The organism is Streptomyces sp. NBC_01092 (genome assembly GCF_045039535.1).
Classification (GTDB): domain Bacteria; phylum Actinomycetota; class Actinomycetes; order Streptomycetales; family Streptomycetaceae; genus Streptomyces.
On the sequence record NZ_CP108659.1, the window covers coordinates 4,203,675 to 4,222,933 of the forward strand.

Annotated in this window: 19 protein-coding genes; 11 read left to right on the top strand and 8 right to left on the bottom strand. The window is 72.1% G+C overall.

Annotation, left to right across the window (positions count from 1 at the left end; translation table 11 throughout):
• Positions 1-51 precede the first annotated feature (51 nt).
• Positions 52-1,614 (bottom strand): sigma-70 family RNA polymerase sigma factor, encoded by a 1,563-nt coding sequence (locus OG254_RS18915; protein WP_405583259.1) that lies wholly within the window; start codon positions 1,612-1,614, stop codon positions 52-54.
• A gap of 212 nt (positions 1,615-1,826) precedes the next feature.
• Between OG254_RS18915 and OG254_RS18920 the strand changes: the two genes are divergently transcribed.
• Positions 1,827-2,240: an SsgA family sporulation/cell division regulator gene (locus OG254_RS18920; RefSeq protein WP_405583261.1), complete on the top strand. Its 414-nt coding sequence runs from the start codon at positions 1,827-1,829 to the stop codon at positions 2,238-2,240.
• Between the two features lie 3 nt (positions 2,241-2,243).
• Here OG254_RS18920 and OG254_RS18925 read toward each other — a convergent pair whose 3' ends face one another.
• Positions 2,244-2,705 carry an Lrp/AsnC family transcriptional regulator gene (locus tag OG254_RS18925; protein ID WP_351190006.1) on the bottom strand — a complete coding sequence of 154 codons (462 nt, stop codon included), beginning with the start codon at positions 2,703-2,705 and terminating at the stop codon, positions 2,244-2,246.
• A gap of 105 nt (positions 2,706-2,810) precedes the next feature.
• Here OG254_RS18925 and OG254_RS18930 point away from each other — a divergent pair, with 105 nt between their 5' ends.
• Positions 2,811-3,647 carry a methyltransferase domain-containing protein gene (locus tag OG254_RS18930; RefSeq protein ID WP_405583263.1) on the top strand — a complete coding sequence of 279 codons (837 nt, stop codon included), beginning with the start codon at positions 2,811-2,813 and terminating at the stop codon, positions 3,645-3,647.
• Between the two features lie 48 nt (positions 3,648-3,695).
• On the opposite strand, the gene OG254_RS18935 is transcribed toward OG254_RS18930, so the two are convergent.
• Both OG254_RS18935 and OG254_RS18940 read right to left on the bottom strand, forming a co-directional pair.
• Positions 3,696-4,463, bottom strand: coding sequence for a PE-PPE domain-containing protein (locus OG254_RS18935; protein WP_405583264.1), 768 nt, complete (start codon positions 4,461-4,463; stop codon positions 3,696-3,698).
• A 98-nt stretch (positions 4,464-4,561) separates the two neighbouring features.
• Positions 4,562-7,060: a helix-turn-helix domain-containing protein gene (locus OG254_RS18940; protein WP_405583266.1), complete on the bottom strand. Its 2,499-nt coding sequence runs from the start codon at positions 7,058-7,060 to the stop codon at positions 4,562-4,564.
• 184 nt (positions 7,061-7,244) lie between these two features.
• Here OG254_RS18940 and OG254_RS18945 point away from each other — a divergent pair, with 184 nt between their 5' ends.
• The 7 genes from OG254_RS18945 (at position 7,245) to OG254_RS18975 (ending at position 12,170) form a co-directional block, all read left to right on the top strand.
• Positions 7,245-8,420, top strand: a complete 1,176-nt coding sequence (locus OG254_RS18945; RefSeq protein ID WP_405583268.1) for a BTAD domain-containing putative transcriptional regulator — start codon at positions 7,245-7,247, stop codon at positions 8,418-8,420.
• A gap of 170 nt (positions 8,421-8,590) precedes the next feature.
• Entirely contained in the window at positions 8,591-9,292 is a 702-nt protein-coding gene (locus OG254_RS18950; protein WP_405583270.1) for a DUF6585 family protein, read from the top strand.
• Between the two features lie 52 nt (positions 9,293-9,344).
• Positions 9,345-9,572 (top strand): hypothetical protein, encoded by a 228-nt coding sequence (locus OG254_RS18955; protein WP_351190024.1) that lies wholly within the window; start codon positions 9,345-9,347, stop codon positions 9,570-9,572.
• Between the two features lie 55 nt (positions 9,573-9,627).
• Positions 9,628-10,164 (top strand): hypothetical protein, encoded by a 537-nt coding sequence (locus tag OG254_RS18960; RefSeq protein ID WP_405583272.1) that lies wholly within the window; start codon positions 9,628-9,630, stop codon positions 10,162-10,164.
• A 168-nt stretch (positions 10,165-10,332) separates the two neighbouring features.
• Complete coding sequence (locus OG254_RS18965) at positions 10,333-11,190, top strand: LLM class flavin-dependent oxidoreductase (protein ID WP_405583274.1); 858 nt, start codon at positions 10,333-10,335, stop codon at positions 11,188-11,190.
• 127 nt (positions 11,191-11,317) lie between these two features.
• Positions 11,318-11,815 (top strand): hypothetical protein, encoded by a 498-nt coding sequence (locus OG254_RS18970; RefSeq protein WP_405583276.1) that lies wholly within the window; start codon positions 11,318-11,320, stop codon positions 11,813-11,815.
• A 52-nt stretch (positions 11,816-11,867) separates the two neighbouring features.
• The gene (locus OG254_RS18975) at positions 11,868-12,170 is read left to right on the top strand and encodes a hypothetical protein (protein ID WP_405583278.1); all 303 of its coding nucleotides are present in this window, start codon (positions 11,868-11,870) and stop codon (positions 12,168-12,170) included.
• 45 nt (positions 12,171-12,215) lie between these two features.
• Here the strand turns inward: OG254_RS18975 and OG254_RS18980 are convergent, their stop codons facing one another.
• Positions 12,216-12,578 carry a VOC family protein gene (locus tag OG254_RS18980; protein ID WP_405583280.1) on the bottom strand — a complete coding sequence of 121 codons (363 nt, stop codon included), beginning with the start codon at positions 12,576-12,578 and terminating at the stop codon, positions 12,216-12,218.
• Positions 12,579-12,756: 178 nt separating this feature from the next.
• Between OG254_RS18980 and OG254_RS18985 the strand changes: the two genes are divergently transcribed.
• Entirely contained in the window at positions 12,757-14,190 is a 1,434-nt protein-coding gene (locus OG254_RS18985) for an alginate lyase family protein (protein ID WP_405595070.1), read from the top strand.
• Positions 14,191-14,376: 186 nt separating this feature from the next.
• On the opposite strand, the gene OG254_RS18990 is transcribed toward OG254_RS18985, so the two are convergent.
• On the bottom strand, positions 14,377-15,639 hold the full coding sequence (locus OG254_RS18990) for a DUF445 domain-containing protein (protein WP_405583282.1): 1,263 nt from the start codon (positions 15,637-15,639) through the stop codon (positions 14,377-14,379).
• A 338-nt stretch (positions 15,640-15,977) separates the two neighbouring features.
• Here OG254_RS18990 and OG254_RS18995 point away from each other — a divergent pair, with 338 nt between their 5' ends.
• Positions 15,978-17,315, top strand: coding sequence for an SGNH/GDSL hydrolase family protein (locus OG254_RS18995; RefSeq protein WP_405583284.1), 1,338 nt, complete (start codon positions 15,978-15,980; stop codon positions 17,313-17,315).
• Between the two features lie 58 nt (positions 17,316-17,373).
• Here OG254_RS18995 and OG254_RS19000 read toward each other — a convergent pair whose 3' ends face one another.
• Positions 17,374-18,216, bottom strand: coding sequence for a DUF1707 domain-containing protein (locus OG254_RS19000; protein ID WP_351190048.1), 843 nt, complete (start codon positions 18,214-18,216; stop codon positions 17,374-17,376).
• A gap of 32 nt (positions 18,217-18,248) precedes the next feature.
• A complete protein-coding gene (locus OG254_RS19005; RefSeq protein WP_351190051.1) occupies positions 18,249-19,253 on the bottom strand; it encodes an ATP-binding cassette domain-containing protein in 1,005 nt (334 codons plus the stop codon).
• Between the last annotated feature and the right edge of the window lie 6 nt (positions 19,254-19,259).

Sequence of the window (19,259 nt, forward strand, 5' to 3'; positions counted from 1 at the left end):
CCGCTTTCTTTTCATGGGGGGCCGGTGACGTGAGTCACACCTGACGAGAGGTCAGTTCCCGCAGTCATTCCCGGGGTTGTCGGGGGTTGGCTGCGGGGTGGGGGTGTCGGGGGCATCGGGGGAGTCCGGGTCCTCCGGGGTGCTCGGAGTCTCCGGATCCGCCGGGACTTCCGGCGTTTCCGGGACCTCGGGCTTACCCGGCTTACCCGGCTTCTCCGGGTCCCCTGGCTTATCCGGCTTCCCTGGCTTCTCCGGCTTCGGATCATCCGGATACGGCGCCTCGTCCCCGGGCGGCTCCGGCTGCCCCTCCACGGGATCGGACGGTCTCGGGTCGGCCGGCACCGGGTCAGCGGGCTCCGGGACAGGCGGCACCGAATCAGCGGGCGCCGGGTCAGCCGGAACCGTCACCGGCACAACAACCGCCCCCACCCCCGCCGCACCACCGGCATCGACGTCCACGTCCACGACCGGCTCGGTCCCGTCACCACCCCGCTCCGCCTCCACCGCGGCCGACCCGACCAACTCCCCCGACCCCCGAGGCACCCCGGTCCCCGACCCCGACCCCGGCCCCTCCGACGGCTGGGCCACCGGCGCCTCCGCCAGCGGCACCCGCGGTGGAAGCGGCGTGGCGGAAGGGCCACCCGTGCCGAGCGCGAGCATCATCGCGAGGGCCGCGCCGGCCACCGTGGCACCGGCCGCAACGGCCGCCGGCGCCTTCGCCCCGGCACCGCCGCCGGTCACCGCTTGGCGGGCGGAATGCAGCACGCTGCCCAGCTGACCGCTCAGCGCGGCGGTCGTACCGGCGGCTGACCCGGCCGCCAGCGGCAGCAGGAACTTGCCCGCGCCGCCCACGGCGAAGACCAGCAGGGCGGGGCCGACGAGTGCGGGCAGACGGTCGTTGGCGCGCATGAGCACCGCGAGCCGGCCGCGGCAGTCGTCGCAGGCGTCCACGTGGGCGAGCAGGCGTTCCGACTGGCGGGGCGTCGCGTTGCCGCGGACGTACGCCGGCATGCGCACCCAGTGGACCTCACAGGCGGGGTCGTCGGGGGCGCCCGTCTGGGAGCGCAGGAAGGCCTGGCGCATGCCCTCGCGGGCGCGGTGCAGCAGTACGGCCGTGGCGCCCTGCTTGGCGCCGATGCGCTGCCCGACCGCCTCCAGCGGCTGCCCCTCCGCCTCCGCGAGCCACAGCGCCTGCACCCAGCGTTCGGGGAGCTGGCCGAGCACGCGCACCAACAGGTCGACGGACGAGACCTGTTCGGCCGGGTCGGCCACGCCCTCGGCGTGGTCCGCTATCTCCGTCCGCTCGGCGGCGGTCCGCGGGTCGTGCGGGGTCTCGCGCGCCTCGCCGGCGCCGGCCGTCGCGGCCAGGTGCCGCACCGTCGTCATCAGGTACGCCGGTACGTTCTCGATCTCGTGGCCCTCCGACAGCCGGCGCCAGACGCGGAAGTGCGCCTCGGCCACCAGGTCCTCGGCCGCCCAGGAGTTGTTGCGGGTGAGCGAGCGCGCGAACGCGACCAGGCGGGGCTGCTGTTCCTCGTAGATACGGGCGTACGAGGCGGTGGCGGACGCGTGGGGTGATGCCTGGGCGGGCACCTTGGGGGAACCGTCGGACATGGCGGGAACGCTCCGGTTGCCTGCTGAGCTGGTGGGCGCGGACGGGGTTTGTCAGCGTAGATGACTAAAATCTCAAGTAAATGGTTCGCGTGAGCTAGATCACAGGGGCGAGGTTCCGGTTCGGCGTAATCAGCAGGCCTGCGGCGCGGTCGAGAAAGCGCAATCACACCGAGCCAGAGCCCAAGACCGGAAAAGACCGGAGATGAACGACCATGCGCCTCACCCTCGAACAGCCCGTCCGCGCCCGCCTCGTCACGCCCGACCACCCGGCGCTGCCGATCCGTCCCACCCTGCGTTACACCGCCACCGACCCCTTCGCCGTGCACATCGACTTCCCCGCGGATGTCTCTGAGGACGATCGGGGGGCCACCTGGACGTTCGCCCGCTCGCTCCTGGAGGAGGGGCTCGACTCGGCGGCCGGGATGGGGGACGTCCGCATGGTGCCGAGCGGGCGGTCCCGCACGATCATCGAATTCCACGCGCCGCACGGCATGGTGACCATCAGATTCGGCACCGCCGCTCTCCGGCGGTTCCTGCAGCGGTCGTACTCCGTCGTCGAGCGAGGGAGAGAGGACCTGGGGCCCGAACTCGACCACGGTCTCCTGTCCCTGCTCGACGGGGTCTGAAGCTCAGCGGGGCTCGATCGGCGTCAGGACGCGGGCGGTCGTCTGCCGGTAGATCACCGAGCTGCGGAAGGTGACCACCTCACGGCGGGCGCTGAAGCGGTCCATGAGGAAGGCGTGCAGGTGCTCGATGTCCGGGACGGCCACATGGACGAGGAAGTCGTCGTCGCCCGAGACCACGAAGACCGAGACGACCTCGGGGAGTTGGGTCAGATAGCCCTCGAAGTCGTGGATCACCTCACGGCTCAGAGGACGCAGCTTGACGAAGACCAGGGCCTGGAGCGAGCGGCCCAGCAGGCGTGGCTGTACGGCCGCGTGGTAGCCGGTGATCACGCCGCGGGCGCGCAGGGCGCGGACCCGTTCCAGGCAGGTGGAGGGTGCGATGCCGACCTTGCGGGCGAGTTCGCGGTTGGTGAGCCGTGCATCGCGCTGGAGATGGGTGAGGATCGCCGAATCAGTGTCGTCCATGGCCGTGATTCTTCCCGCGCTGCCGAATTTCGTTCGGCCGAGCCGTCCAACTCCCGTATTACGCCCTACATTTCACTCGCCACCGGACTGAATGGAGCCTCGTCCATGACGACCACGACGCCCGCCCCCACCCCCGTCCCCACCCCCGTCGCCGTCGACCACTACGACCGTTTCCTCGCCGAGCACTACACCTGGATGCTCGGCGGTGATCTCGACGCGCTCGCGGCGGGGCAGCGTGCCGCTCTCGCGGGGTGGGGTGTGACGCCCGGGTCGGCGATCGGTACGGCGGCCGGGTCGCTGGCCGTGGATCTGGGGTGCGGCCCCGGGCACACGAGTCTCGCGCTGGCCGCTCTCGGCTTCGACTCCGTCCTCGCGGTCGATCTGAGCCGGCCACTGCTGGGCGAACTCGCCGCCCATGCCGCCCATTTGCCCGCCGTGCGGGCGGTGCGGGCGGATGTGCGGACCGCGCTGCGGGAACTGGTGCGGCCGGGGTCGGCCGGGGCCGTCGTCTGTCTGGGCGACACGCTGACTCATCTGCCGACCCGCGCGGACGTGGCCGCCCTCTTCGCCGATGTCGCCGCGGCCCTCGCGCCCGGGGGGACGGCGGTGTTCGCCTACCGCGACCTGACGGTCCCGCTCACGGGTACCGACCGCTTCCTTCCGGTCCGGGCCACCGAGGACCGGATCATGACGTGCTTCCTGGAGTACCCGGACGACTACGACGACTACACGGTCGTCGTGCACGACCTGGTCCACGAGCGGGATGCCCCTGACGCCACCTGGACGCTCACCGCCCGCAGTTACCGCAAACTGCGGCTCTCCCACGCCTGGGTGCTGGAGCAGCTGCGCACGGCCGGGCTGCGGGTGCGCCGCGAGGAGAGCGGGGCGGGCGGCATGCGGACGGTCGTCCTTGAGCGCGGCTGCGGACGACCGGGCCGGTAGGGAAGCGGCACCCCTCGGGAAGGGGCGCCGCCGGATGTCCCTGCCGGGTCAGGACTCGCTCCAGTAGACGCCGTTCAGCCCGTCCTGGGCGATGGTCCTGGCCATCACGTTGCCGTCCAGCACGTAGCGCGCGTGCTTGTCGGTGAGGAAGAAGTCGAAGGCGGCCACGGGCGTCGTCGCGTCGCAGGCCAGGTCGCCGCGGATGCAGAAGCGGGCGACCGGGACACCCGGGAACTCCCGGGGGCCGGGACCTGCGGAGGTGAAGCCGAAGGCGCCCAGGCCCTTGGGCACCTTGGCCCACATGCCGGTGTCGGGCTGCTTCGGGTCGGCGTACAGCTTGCCGTCGACGAGCTCGCGCGGGATGTCCGTGCCGCCGTTCGCGATCGTCTCCAGGACCGCGTCGGCTGCCTGTGCGCCCTGGGAGTAGCCGACGATGGTCAGGCGTGCGGTCGGGTTCTCGCGGTGGGTCCGCTCGACGGCGGCCAGGAGGTTCCGGTAGCCCTCGGCGACGCTGCTGTCGTAGCTCTGCGCGGTGAGGTCCGGCTTGTTCTGGCCGTTGAGCCAGGGGCCCGCGCTGGCCGGGTAGCAGACGCGGACGGCCTCGGCGCCCTCCTCCAGGTGCTGGTTGGCGAAGTAGAACGTCCCGGTGCAGTCGGGCGCGGGCAGCGCGGTGCCGGTGCCGCCGAGCTCGATGTAGTAGTGGTGAGGGGCCTCGTCGGCCTGCGCGACGGTGGGTGTGAGGGCGGCGACGGCCGTCATCACCGCCGTGACGGCGACGGTTTTGGCGCGGCGCGCGAGTCGGTCGGTCTTCGGCATGGGTGTCCCCCTGGGTCGGTCGGCAGGCCGGGCACGTGCGGCATGTCCGCCCCGTTTGCGGCTCATTCGTGGTCCGGCCTGTGCTGTGGCGCCAGACGCTAAAGAGGCGCGATGAAATCGTCGTGAAGGGTGGCGCGGCGATGGCGCTGGGCGAGGTGGTGTTGCAGGCGGGCGTGGCGGAACTGGTAGACCGCGCCGGCCTGGCGGAGCACGCCGCGCTGGTAGGCGTCCTCCAGGAACGTGACCACGGCCCACGGCAGGCGCCCGGTCAACGGCAGCCAGATCCGGGTGAGGAGGAGCCACTGGCCCCAGGCGGTCAGGGTGAGGGCGTAGCCGAGGCCGCCGCCGAGGCCACTGATGACGCCGAGCATGAGGCTGGCCTCGCCGGGCATGGCGAGGGGGCCCAGCGGCGACTGGAGGAGGTCGACGGCCACCCCGCTGCCGAATCCGACGACCGCCCCGAAGGTGGGTGCCCAGACCAGCAGTTGGGTGGTCACCATGGCGCGGTTGGTGAGCAGGAGGCTTCGCGGGTTGACGGCGGAGTCGATGTCGAGGGGCGTTTCGAGCAGGCCGAGGAGGCAGAAGGTGAGGCCGGCGCCGGCGCTGAAGACCGAGCCGAACACGAGCCCGTCGACCAGGCCGACGTGCAGCATGGCCGAGAGGTCGTCCGTCCAGGCGTACGACTTCATCAGGCCGACCACGAAGCCGTAGCCGAAGCCGAAGATCGCCCCGCCCAGCGTGCCGATCACCAGTCGGGGGACGGCCTTCCACGCGGTGTTCTCGGGCCGGCCGCGGATCTGCAGCCGCACGGCGGACGGTGTGACCTGCTTGCCCTTGGCCGTGTACGTCAGCCAGTGCACGAAGCCGAACATGAGGCCGGCGAGGAGGCCGACGATCGACGCGTCCACGATGGGGCCGGTGAGCGTGCCGCGGAAGGCCGCGGCGACGGCGCCGTCGACGAGGCCGATGGCCAGTCCGGTCAGGACGGCGGAGACGAGGGTGCGGGTGGTGCGGCCCAGTCCGTTGCCGAGCCGCCACCAGGCGAGGTCGGGGGTCTTGAGCCGGGTCAGGTGGTGGGCGAGGTAGCCGAGCCAGTGCCGGGCGCGGTCCGCCTCGAAGCCGGGGTGCGGGCGACTGCCGCTGCTGGACGGGCCGCCGTGGAGGCGGTGGCGGTAGACGGTGGGTATGAAGTTGTCCAGCAGGTGGTCCTCCAGCTCCTCCGGGCCGGCGAACCGGTCGGTGTCGAGGAGCGAGACCGGGTCGTGGTCGGGGGTGTCGCTGTAGATGGTGCGGGCGAGCGCGACCATCAGCGGGGTCTTCAGGACCGTGGCGAGGGGGGATGCGGGTTCGTCCCTCGGCTGTGCGCGCAGTGCGGTCAGCACCGGGTCCCAGGCGTTCTCGGCGAGGTGCGCGCGGCCGGGTTTGCGGGTGGTGCGGGGCAGGTAGTCGGCCAGGTCGTCGAGGGTGAGGTCGGTGAGCTGGATCGCGGCGGCCGAGGTCAGTACGTCGGTCTCGGCGACCGCGGCGGCGTATTCGTCGGGGCGGCTGGTCAGCAGCAGCGGGAGGGTGATGGCGTTGAGGGCCTCCAGCGCGGGGCGGCGCAGGCCGTCGGCGATCTCGTCGAAGCCGTCCAGTACGGGGAGTACGCGGCCGGACTCGACCAGTTCGGCGGCCAGGCTCTCGCTGCCCCGGCCGCGGGCGGCGTAACCGGGGTGGTCGCGCGTCAACTGCTCGGCCAGCCAGTCGCGCAGGGTGATGGCGGTGGGGTTCCAGGCGCCGATACTGAAGATCACCGGGACGGGTTCGGCGGCGGTGCGCGTCTTCAGGTGGTCGAGGACGAAGCGCAGGGCCAGGATCGTCTTTCCGGAGCCGGATCTGCCGAGGACAACCATCCGGCCGGACGGGATGCGCCGGTAGACGTCGCTGATGTCGTCCAGCCGTCCGGCGAGGTCGAGGGGTTCGGCGGTGGCCCTCGCGGGCAGCCGGAGGATGTTGGCCCAGTGGTCGGTCAGTGACTCGGGGGTCGTCTCCCAGCGGACCGGCAGCGGAAAGGGGTCCTGGACCTGACGTTGTTCCTCTTCGCGCTGCCAGCGGGCCGCGACCAGCCTGGCCAGCTGCTCGGCCGGGTCGGGGGCCGGCGGATCGGAGCGGTCGGGGGCCAGGGGATCGGAGCGGTCGGGCGAGGGCTGCTCGGCGGTGGGGGGTCCTTCGGCCGGGGTGCCGGTGGAGTCCTCGGTACGTGGGCCGGTGGAGTCCTCGGTACGTGGGCCGGTGGTCTCGTCGATGCCGGAGCTGCCGCTGCCGGTCGTGGTGTCGTCGCTACGGTCGCCGGGCGGCCCGGCGTCGGTTTCGTGCGGGCGTTCGCCGTCCGGGGTGCGCGGGACGGCGGCGCTGAGTAACTCCTCGCGCTCCCGGGGCCGTAGCGAGAGCGCCTTGGCCAGTTCCTGCACCGTCGTCATGCGCGGGTTGGTCCGCTTGCCGGTCTCCAGACCGCGGATGGTGCGCTCGCTGACCCCGGAATGCTCCGCCAGTTCCTCCTGGGTCAGCCCCGCCTGCGTCCGCAGCCGTCGCAGCACCTCGCCGAACTCACCGGCCACAAGTCACGGCCCTTCCCCCACAGGTGTCGCCTTTTCGCAGGTGAGGGACTCTAGCGCGGTCACCGGCCACATATGACCGCCTCAATGGCCTGTCCACGTTTCCTACACCAGGGCCACCTTCGATGGCATCGACGGGATCGACCGGAGCGAGTGGATCGACCGGTCCGGAGAACGGGGAACCGCCATGCCTACGACGACGACCGCACGCCAGGGACACCCGAGCGCACGACAGGGATGCCCGGGCGCCGCGTCCCAGGCGCGCCCGGGTGCCCACCAGGGCCCGGCGCGCCCGGCCGGGCGCCGGCCTCAGGAGGGCGCGAGCCTCGCCGCGCTGACGGCTCAGGAGCGCGAGGTGCTCTACGCGCTCGGCTGCGGCCTGGAGGACGCCGAGATCGCCGACGTGCTCGCGCTGCCGGAGCATGTGGTGGCCGGACAACTGGGCCGCGTCCTGGTGAAGTTGGGGCTGCGCGACCGCAGTGCCGCGATCGTGCACGCCTTCGACTGCGGCCTGGTCGTACCGGGGCAGGGGCCGCGCAGGTGGGCGGCCCCGGGGGGCACCGGCCGCGTGGGGACCGGTCCCGCGTCCGAGGCGAGGCTGCGGGTCTGTGTGCTCGGACCGTTGCGGGCCCGGCTCGGCGGGCGGCCCGTGGACGTCGGCCCGGTCCGGCAGCAGGCCGTGCTGGCGGCGCTGGCGCTGAGCCCCGGCCGGTCGGTCAGCCGGCAGGAACTGCTGGACGGCGTATGGGGGATGGAGTCGCCCGGCGCGAACGTCGTACCGGTCTATGTGTACCGCCTGCGCAAGGGCCTGCGGCTCGGGGAGTGCCCCGACTCGGTGATCGGGCGCGACCGGTACGGCTATCGGCTGGTGCGGGACGCGGTCGAGGTGGACGTGTCGTGCATGGAGAACCTGGTCACCGCGGCCGAGGCGGCCGAGCGGGCCGGTGACACGTCCGAGGCGGTGCGGCTGTGCGGCCGGGCGCTGGACCTGTTCCACGGTGAGCCGCTCGCCGGACTGCCGGGACCCCTGGCCGAGTTGGAGCGGCTGCGGCTCGTCGAGCGCAGGGTCGCCCTGGCGCACCGGAAGGCGCACTGGCAGCTGCGGCTGGGCCGGGTCACCGACGCGATCGCCGACCTGTCCGCGCTGGCCCTGGAACAGCCGCTGAACGAACCCGTCGCCGCGCTGCTGATGCACGCGCTGCACCGCGCCGGCCGACGGGCCGAGGCCCTGGCCGTGTTCGAGCGCACGGCCCGCCGACTCGCCGACGAACTGGACGTCGCCCCGGGCGAACCACTGCGCCGGGCACGTCGGTCGATCCTGCGCGGGGACGAGGCGGGGCGCGGTGGGGCGGGGGCGGCGTGAGCGACGGGGCGGACGGGGGGATGGACCGGGGGCGGGTGGATGGGGGGACTCGTGGGGACTGCCCGGATGAGGAATCCCGGCGTGACCGCGCCAGCGACGGGAGTCGCCGGGACCCCCCGGACGAGGCCACTCACCGAGACCGCGCGGGCGACGGAACCCACCAGAACCGCGTGGGCGCCGGCACCCACCGGAACCGCGTGCACGAACGCGCCGACGCGTTGTTGCTGGCGCGGGTCTCCGAGGCCGCGGGCCTGGCACGCCTCGGCAGGCGGCGCGCCACCTATCGGGCGCCCACGCACCGGGCATCCACGCAGCGAGCGTCCACACGTCGCCTGCTGCGAGTCGACGGCGGCAGCGGCAGCGAAGGCGCCGGCGCCCGACTGGACCTGTACGAGCACGGCCTGACGGTCACCGTCGACGGGCGGATCCATGTCGTCCGGTACGACACCACGGTGGTGCGCAGGCGCCGGGTCCTGTCCCCGCAGGGCCTCACCCGCGCCCATGTGCTCGTCGGCGTCGACGGTGAGCGGATCGTGCTGCGCTGCGGCGACTTCGGCGAGCCGCAGGAGTGGGGACCGGAGATCCACCGGTCCGTCGCCGACGCCCAGGTACCGCGGGCGCTGGTCGCGCTGACCCGGGGTGAGCGCCTCGTCTTCGGCCCGGTGTGGATCACCAGGGCCGAGCTCGGTTCCCGGGGGACCACGCTGCGCTGGGCGCAGGTCCAGCGGATCGAGGTCCTCAAGGGTTCCGTCGCCGTGCGCACCGCCGGCCGGTGGCAGGTGTGGGGATCCGTCACGTCCGGGATCCCGAACCTCTGCGTCCTGCGCGCCCTCGTCCAGCACCTCACCGCCGCCGAACGGGACGACGACTGACGTACGGCGATTCAGAACACCCAACCCACCTGGCACAGAAGGAGATTCCGGCATGGCCGACAGCTACCGATACCGATGCGGCGAGTGCGGGCACCGCACCGCCTGGGGGAGCGAGTCCCAGGGCGAGCAGGCGATCGAGACGCACTACGCCCACCGTCATCCGCACATCGCCCCCGGCGGAATGGTCGAGTTCCGCAAGGGGTCCTCCGGCGGCGGCAGCGGCTGCCTGATCGCCCTGGGGATCGTGGTGCTGCTCCTGATCATCGCCTCCCGCCGCTGACGAGACGCACGGCTGAAGACGCCCGACACATGACCGGCAAGACACGGAGGAACAAGTGAGCACGCCCGGCGGCAACATGACGAACGTACTGATCGACAAGGCCAGAGCCGATCGCGAGCGGCGCCGAAGCGGCCGCAGCCGGATCACCGCACTGACCACTCTGGCGGTGGTGGGCGGGCTCGGGCTGCTGCTGGCCCTCACCGTCGGCGGGGACCCGAACGAGTCGCCCACCTGCGACGACAAGACCATGGCGCGCGGCGACACATGCGTCATCTATTCGAGCCGCGGCGGCGGTGGCTCGTTCTCGTACGACGAGATGGTCGACCGCAGCGAGTCGAGCGACTCGGTCCTGCGCGGGATCGGGTTCGGACTCGCCGGGCTCTGCGCGGTGCTGATGGTCCCCGTGGCGATACGGCTGGATCCGGCCACCCCCTGGGGCGACCCGGTCAGCGGGCCCTGTCCGCGCTGCGGCAAGCCGAACCGCCGGGAGCGGAAGACCACGCACAGCGTCTCCCAGGGCCGAACGACCGCGTACTGGACGGGCGTTGTCACGCTGTGCACCTGCGGCTTCAGTGACGTACGGCGGCCCTGACGCGGGGAAAATCGTTTGTCGCGTGCGGTCGGCCCGCCGTACGGTGAGCCGACTTCGACGAGACGTTCCCCCGGAAACACGCCGCAGAGCGGGAGCGTCCCACCTCCCTGAGGTGCAGGAGGGGGCGGCAGCTGACTTTGTCGACCCCTCTTCTCGGAAGGCTCTTTCATGAACGTCCCCACGAGCGTCGGTATCGGTCTGCCCATCGGCGACCCGGCCGCCCTGCTCACCTGGGCCCGGCGTGCCGACGCCGGTCCCTTCAGCACAGTCGGTCTGCTCGACCGGCTCGTCTTCGACAACCCCGAGCCGCTGGTCGCGCTGGCCGTCCTCGCGGGCGCCACCACCCGCGTCCGCGTCCAGACCGAGGTCCTGCTCGCCCCGCTGCGCGACACCGCCCTGCTGGCCAAGCAGGCCGCCACCCTGGACCGGATGACCGACGGGCGGCTCGTCCTCGGCCTGGGCATCGGCGGCCGCGAGGACGACCACCGGGTCGCGGGCACCGACCCGCGCACCCGCGGCCGTCGCCTGGACGAACAGATGGCGTTGATGTGCCGTCTGTGGCACGGCGAGTCCTACGGCGACGGCATCGGCCCCGTCGGCCCGGTGCCCGCCCGCATCGGCGGCCCGGAGGTCCTCTTCGGCGGTTTCAAGCCCGCCGCCCTCGAACGCGTCGCCCGCTGGGGCAGCGGCTTCCTCGCGGCGGCGCCGCCCTCCTGGGCGGGCGGCCTGTTCGACACCGTGCGCGGCTTCTGGAAGGAGTACGGCCGCGATGGAGCGCCCCGGCTGGTGGCCCAGGTGAACGTCGCCCTCGGCCCGCAGCAGGTCATCGACGACGCCCGTGCCCGTATGCACGCGTACTACGCCTTCACGGGAATGGCCGACCGCATGGTCGACGGCCTGCTCACCACCCCCGCCGAGATCCGCGCCGCGCTCACCGCCTTCGCCGACCTCGGCGCCGACGAGGTCATGCTCTACTGCTACGGCCTCGACCCGGACCAGGTGGACCGCCTGTCCGACTTGCTGTGAGGGCCGGTCGGTGACGCCGATCCTGTGACGCCCCTGTTGCCGGAACTGTGGGCTCCACCACAGCCGGGTGCGCCGGGCCCTGTTGGACTCGGCGCACCCGTCGTCGCCCACACGGCCTGGAGGCCAGGTGTTTCTGCTTCTCCTGCTGTTCGTCCTGATCGCGGTGATCACCGCGGTGGGTCTGGCCGGCTACGGCAGCCGCACCCTGGCCGACCGGCGCGCCCGGCATACGGGCACCCCCGGCGCGCTGCGCGGGCTCGCTGCCCTCGCGGGCGCCGGGGCGTGTGCCCTGTACGCCTGGGGCCTGCTCGGCGTCTGCGGCGCGGTCATGGTGGCCGAGGACGGCGGCACCGACTCGGCGCCGCCGCAGTCCTGCCGTACGGCGGGCTGGTGGGAACGGCATCAGCAGGGCATCGAGATCACCGGCCACACGGTCACGTATGTCCCGCTCGGGTTCGTCTGCGAGACGAGCGACGGGGGGAGTTACGACACCGGTGACGTGCCCGGGTACGTCAATCCGGCCGTACTTGCCCTCGCCCTCACCGCCGCCGGGTGCGCCATCGGCGCGGGGTACGTGTCGGAGCTGCGGGCCCGGGCGCAGTTGCGCGGGGGCGGGGGCGGTTAGCCTCGGCTCTCCAGGGCCCGGCCGAGGCCCGGCAGCACTGGTGGGAGGCAACATGGCGAAGGTTCCGAGCGCGGTGGTCGCGGCGGGCGGGCTCGTCGGCGGGTACGGCGTGGCCCGCTGGACCAGAAACCGGCAGCTCGGCGGCGCCGTGCTGGCCGTCGCGGGGGCCACCGCCGCACAGCAGTGGCGGCAGCAGGCGGGCGGCAAGGCAGCGGGTGCACTGACCGCCGCGTATGTCGCCGCCTTCGCCGGCTCGCACCCGCTGGCCAAGAAGGTGGGCGCCTGGCCGGCGGTCCTCGGCGTGGCGGGCGCGGTGGCGCTGGCGTCGTGGGCGGTGGCGGACCGCAACAGCTGACGCCCGGCCCGGCCGGTCCCGGGCGTCGTCCCGGACCGGCCTGCGCTAGGCGGGCCGGTGCGTCAGCACATTCACCACCCGCCCGCCCGGATCCCGGACGAAGAACCGCCGTACGCCCCACTCCTCGTCCCGGATCTCCCGTACGATCTCCGCGCCCGACGCCAGCACCTGCGCGTACACGGCGTCGACGTCCTCGACCTCCACGCTCAGGTCGGGGACGACGGGGGCGGTGCGTTCCTCGGTGAGGAAGCTGATCTGGGCAGTGGGGTTGGCAGGGGACGCCATGGTCATCACCCAGCCCATGTCCATCACCTCTTCGAAGCCGAGCAGGCCGTAGAAGTCACGGTTCGTCGCGATCGCTTCCTGCGACCCGGCGTGCACGTTGGGGACGATCCTGCGAATGGTCATCGGTGCGGCTCCCTGCTTCCTGTTCGTTGTTCGCTGTTCGCTGTTCGCTGTTCGCTGTTCGCTGTTCGCTGTTCGGAGTTTTTGTTATCCCCCGCAGTCTCGCTCCGTCTCCTCACCGTCCCCAGCCGTAGGCACGCGAGGAATTGACGACGTGACACGACAGATCAGCCGCCGGACCATGTTCAAGGCCGCGGGCGCGGCAGCCGGAGCCGTCGGCATCGGTACGGCCGTGACGCCCACGCCCGCCGTGGCGTCCGGCTCCTACGCGCACCCCGGCCTCCTGCACACCCGCGCCGACCTGGACCGTATGGCCGCCAAGGTGAAGGCCGGCGCCGCCCCCTACACGGCCGGGTTCGCCAAGCTCACCGCCAGCCGGCACGCGCAGAGCGGCTGGACGGCCAACCCGCAGGCGACCGTCATCCGGGGAGGCGAAGGGCAGAACTACGGGATCCTCTACCGCGACATCCACGCCGCCTACCAGAACGCCCTGCGCGGCCACGTCAGCGGGGACGGCGCGCACCTCGACACCGCCGTGGCGATCCTCAACGCCTGGTCGGCGAAGCTGACCGGCCTCGGTGGCAACGCCGACCGCTTCCTGGCCGCCGGACTGTACGGCTACCAGATCGCCAATGCCGCCGAACTCGTCCGCGACCACCCCGACTTCGAGCTCGACCGGTTCCAGGAGATGCTCACCGGCGTCTTCGCACCACTCAGCGACAGCTTCCTCGTCAAGCACAACGACGCCGTGGTCAGCAACTACTGGACCAACTGGGACCTCACCGCCATGTGCTGCGTCCTTGCGACCGGCATCTTCTGCGACGACCGGGCCCAGGTCGCCCGCGCCGTCGACTACTTCAAGCACGGCGAGGGCCTCGGCTCCCTGCGCAACGCCATCCCCGTCGTGCACGACGACGGACTCGCCGAATGGCTGGAGGCCGGCCGCGACCAGGGCCACGCGCTGCTCGGCGTCGGCCTGATGGGCACCTTCTGCGAGATGGCCTGGAACCAGGGCGTCGACCTGTACGGCTACGACGACAGCCGCTTCCTCAAGGGCGCCCAGTACGTCGCCAAGTGGGCCATGGGCGGGGAGGTGCCGTTCACCGCGAACACCCGCCGCAAAGGCGCGATCAACGGCTGGTCCGGGTCGGAGACCGTCAGCGAGGCCGCGCCCGTGGACCCGGCGATGACCCGCCCGATCTGGGCGATGATCGCCAACCACTACACCAAGCGCCGTGGCCTGTCGGCGTCGTACCTCACGCGGATCGCCGCGAAGTCCGCGCCGGAGGGCGGCGGCGGGGACTACGGGCCCAACAGCGGCGGCTACGACCAACTCGGCTTCGGCACGCTGGCGTTCACGCGGGACAAGCGCGACGCCGCCGGCCCGTCGGCATCGGCGTCGCCGTCGGCAGCCGGGTCGGCCGGCATCGGTTCGGATCCACGACCGCAGACGCAGGCCACGGCCTCGCCCTCCGCGTCCGCCACCGGCACCGACCTCGCCGCCACCGGCTCGAACCAGATCATCGGCTGGACCGCCGCCACCGGCATCACGGCCCTCGCCGGCGGCCTCCTCCTGCTCCGCCGCCGCGACCGGGCCCGGCCCGGGTCGCGCTAACCCCGCGAAGGTCACGATCTCCGGTCCCGGCGCCCACCACGAGGGGCACCGGGACCGGCTACGGTCCGGCCGCGCCCCGAAGGGGCGCGGGGCTGTATCGATGTGCGGCTCCGCCGCGTGGGCGCGACCAGCCACGACGGCGCGGCAGCCGACCGACGGCATATCGCGGCACCACCAGCGGAGCGCCTACGCCCCGAGCCCCCGCGACACCGTGTAGATCAGCAGCCCGGCGAGCGAGCCCACCACGGTGCCGTTGATGCGGATGAACTGCAGGTCGCGGCCGATGTGCGCCTCGATCTTCTTCGTCGTGTGCTCGGCGTCCCAGCCCGCCACGGTGTCCGTGATCAGGGAGGTGATCTCCTTGCGGTAGGTGGAGACGACGTACACCGCCGCGCCCTCCACCCAGCTGTCGACCTTGGCCTGCAGCCGCGGCTCGACTGCCATCCGCGAGCCCAGCGACAGCAGCGAGGCGCGCACCCGCAGACGCAGCTCGCTGCGCTCGTCCTCGGCCGCCGAGACGATCATCGAGCGTACGGCGGTCCACGCGGAGGCGATCAGGTCCTGCACCTCGCCGCGGCCCAGCACCTCGCCCTTGAGCCGCTCGACACGCGCGCATGTCTCCGTGTCGGACTGGAGGTCGGAGGCGAAGTCGGTGAGGAAGCGGTCGAGGGCGGCGCGGGCCGGGTGGGAGGGCATGTCGCGCATCTCGGTGGCGAAGCGGAGCAGCTCCTTGTAGACCCGCTCGCCGATCCTGCGGTCGACGAACCTGGGGGTCCAGCCGGGGGCGCCGCCCTGGACGGCGTACATGATCTCGTCGTCGTGCAGGATCAGCCAGCTCTGCGCCTTCGCGATGATCAGGTCGACGAAGCGCTTGTGGCCGCCGTCGGCGACGATCTTCTCCAGCATCTTTCCTATGCCGGGCGCGATCTCCTGGGCGTCGGCCCGCCGGGTGATCGCCTCCCCCACCACCGCCTGGACGTCGCTGTCGCGCAGGACCGTCAGCGCGCCTCTGAGCGCCGCCGACAGCTCCGCCGTGACCCGGTCCGCGTGGTCGGGCTCGGCCAGCCAGGCGCCGAGGCGGCTGCCGATGCCGACGGCGCGCAGACGCTGCCGTACGACGTCCTCGGAGAGGAAGTTCTCACCGACGAACTCTCCCAGCGAGACGCCCAGCTGGTCCTTCTTGGTCGGGATGATCGCGGTGTGCGGGATGGGCAGGCCCAGGGGGTGGCGGAACAGGGCCGTGACGGCGAACCAGTCGGCGAGCGCGCCGACCATGCCGGCCTCGGCGGCCGCGGCGACGTAGTTCGCCCATTCCCCGGCGCCCTGGTTCGACGCCACCTTGGCGAGGACGTACACCAGCGCCACGAAGACCAGCAGCCCGGTCGCGGTGAGCTTCATCCGCCGGACGCCGCGCTGCTTCTCCTCGTCGGCCTCGGTGAACGTCGTCATCGCACGTACGGCCGATGCGGGGACGCGCCGGTTATCGGCGGGGCCCTGCCGGGCATGCTGCTCTACGTCACGTGTTCCCGTTTCATCCGGATTCGTACGTTCCATTCCGCTCCACCCGTCCCGGTTCCCCCGCACACATTGTCCCTTCCTGACCGACTCCTGGAACGAATCAAGAGTTCCCGGCGTCTGTCCGATGGGGGGAGGTCGATGGCGAAGTCCGGATGAACTCCGGCGGCCCAAAGGGGGGTCCGTGCAACTCCCCTCTGCCTCATGACGCATCATGAGGTGATCACATCGGAGCCTCGGGCTCCCATTCCGCCCGAGGAGAAACGCACCGCATGACCAGGCGAAACGGTTATGCCCTGCTCTCCGCGATCATCGCCCTGATCGTGGCCGTGTCCGCCGCCATATACGTCGGAGTCGCCTCCGACCACGGCAGCGCCACCGGCAAGAGCGCCCCCACCAACGAACGCACCCAGCGTGGCCCCGCCGCCCCCGCCTCCACCGGCATCTGGGTCGGCGCCTGGTCCGCCTCCCCGGTCGGCGCCGAGGCCGGCACCGAGTTGCGGGGCATGGCGGGCACCTCCGTACGCAACGTCGTGCACACCAGCGTCGGCGGTACGAGTGCCCGGATCACGCTGTCCAACCTGTACGGCCAGTCGGCGCTGACGATCACGCACGCGTCGATCGCCGTGTCGGCCTCCGCCGGCACCGCGGCCGCCGTCACGGACACCATGCGGCGGCTGACCTTCGCGGGCAGCCCCCGGGTCGTCGTCCCGCCCGGCCAGCAGGTGCTCAGCGACGTCGTGCGGCTCGTGATCCCGGGCGACGCCGACGTCCTGGTCACCACCTACTCCCCCACCCCGTCCGGCCCGGTCACCTTCCACCCGCACGCCCGCCAGATCAGCTTCCTCGCCCAGGGCGACGTCACCGAGGACGCGACCGGGGCGGCGTACACCGGGCGGACCGGGGCCTGGCGCTATGTGACCGCGCTGGACGTGCTCAGCCACGACTCCGACGGCACCGTAGTGGTCTTCGGCGACTCGCTGACCGACGGCATCACGTCCACCGAGAACGCCAACCGTCGCTGGACGGACGTCCTGTCGCGCCGGCTGCGCGCCGCGGTCGCGGCCGGCGAGGAAGTGCCGCGCTACAGCGTCGTCAACCAGGGCATCAGCGGCAACCAGATCCTCGCCAGCGGCTCCGGGCGCCCCGCGGACAACCAGGCGGGCGTCGGCCGCTTCCGCCGCGACGTCCTCTCCCGTACGAACGTCAAGGTCGTCGTCATCGCCCTCGGCGTCAACGACATCCTGCGCAACCCGAACCTCGCCGACCCCGACCGCATCCTCGACGGCCTGCGCGCCCTGGTCCGCCAGGCCCACGCCCGCGGCATCAAGGTCGTCGGCGCGACCCTGATGCCCTTCCAGGGGCACCGCGGCTACACGGACGACCGCGAGAACGTACGCCGGCAGATCAACGCCGAGATCCGCGCCGGCAAGGTCTTCGACGCGGTGGCCGACTTCGACGAGGCCGTGCGGGACCCGTACAACCCCCGCAGGTTCCGGCCCGACTACGACTCGGGCGACCACCTCCACCCGAGCGACAAGGGCTACGAACAGATGGCGGAGTCCTTCGACCTGCAGAACCTGAAGGGCGCGGCTCCGGCGGAGCTGTAGGGGCAAACCCGGCCGGGGCGCTCACGCCGCCCCGGCTGCGGGCCCCCTCGCCCCACGTTCAGTCCTCGTCCCGCTCCCGCTCCCGCGCCCGTTCCCAACCGTGCCCATGGCGCAGATGGTCCCGATGCTCCTCGAGCATCCGCCGGTGAGTGTCGTACGCCTCGTCCCGCTCGGCCGCCCGCAGCTCTCCCCGCTCGCCCTGCCGCTCCAGCTTCTCCCGCCGCCGCTCCTCGCGAAGCTCCTGCTTCTGCGCCCGCGTCAGCTTCCGCTCGACCCCGACCCCGCCCCAGAAGGCGAACCCGGTCACGATCACGCGAGGCGCCCCGGGATCCCCGGGCGCCCCGTCCTCACGCTGGTCGAAACCGCCCATGATGCCGATCCCGCGCACCTCGACCTCGACCCCGGGCGGCACGATGACCTCGATCCCGCCCATGATCGCGACGCAGTTGATCTCGATCACCCGGTCCGCGAAGTTCGCCTCCCGCAGATCGATCTCCCCGCCACCCCAGAAGGCGAAGCAGTTGAACCGCTTCGGCGCGGTCCACCGCCCCTTGCGCTGGAACGCCGACATCACGGCGACACCCCACGTCGACGACCCCTCGCCGCCGACGATCCGCTCACCCCAACTCCCCAGCGGGGCACCGGACTTCTTGACCATGTCGACCTTCGGCACCGCCACGACGCCGTCCGGCAGATCCCGGGTGATCGGCGCCAGATCCCCGTAGGTGCGCGCCTTGTACGTCGCGTCGAGGCGTTCCTCGAACTCCTCCATGTCGAGCCGCCCCTCCGCGAGGGCGTCCCGCAGGACCTCGGCGACCCGTTCACGATCGGCGTCGGAGGCACGCAGCTCCGGTACGGGGGGCCTGGGGGGTGTCCCCCCAGAAGGCGCAGCGTCGCTCATGTATGCAGCCTACGAGGAACCCCGTCCAGGGGCTACGAGATCGCCCGCTCGGCCCGTCCCGCCTCCTCGGCCTGCTCGGCGTACATCTTCGCGATCACGGCCTCGATGTCGGGCTCCCGTACGGACAGGTCCACCAGCGGATACTCCGCCGCGATCCGCGCCACCAGCACCGCCGCCGACTCGGCCGCCGGGAACGCCAGCCACTGCCGCGGTCCCTCCACCTTCACCACGCGCGCGGGCGCGGCCTCGATCGGCGGCAGCTCCCGCTCCAGGTCGACCACGAGGGTCCGCTCGCTCTCCCCCACCTCGTGCAGCCCGGCGAGCGGACCGTCGTACATCAGCCGCCCGTGGTCGATGACCATCACCCGCGAGCACAACTGCTCGATGTCCTGGAGGTCGTGTGTGGTCAGCAGCACCGTCGTGCCGCGCTCGGTGTTCAACTCCCGCAGGAAATCACGGACCCTGGCCTTGGAGATCACGTCGAGCCCGATCGTCGGCTCGTCCAGGTACAGCACCTCGGGATCGTGCAGGAGCGCCGCCGCGATGTCGCCGCGCATCCGCTGGCCGAGGGAGAGCTGGCGTACCGGGACGTCCAACAGGGCGTCCAGGTCGAGGAGTTCCACCAGCCGGTCGAGGTTCTCCCGGTAGCGGCCGTCCGGGATGCGGTACATGCGGTGCATCAGCTTGTACGAGTCGATCAGCGGCAGGTCCCACCACAGCGTCGTACGCTGCCCGAACACCACCCCGATGCGGTGCGCGAGCCGGGTCCGCTCACGGGAAGGGTCGATGCCGGCGACCCGCAGCCGGCCGCCGCTCGGGGTCAGGATGCCGGTCAGCATCTTGATCGTCGTCGACTTGCCGGCGCCGTTCGGCCCGATGTAGCCGACCATCTCGCCGCGTGCCACGCGAAAGGAGATCGAGTCGACGGCCCGCACCTGCCGCCGCTCCCGCTTGAGGAAACCGGTCTTCCTGCGCACGTCGAAGACCTTCTCGACGCCGTCGAGCTCGATGAACGCCTCGTCCGCCTCGTCCCGCATGGCCTG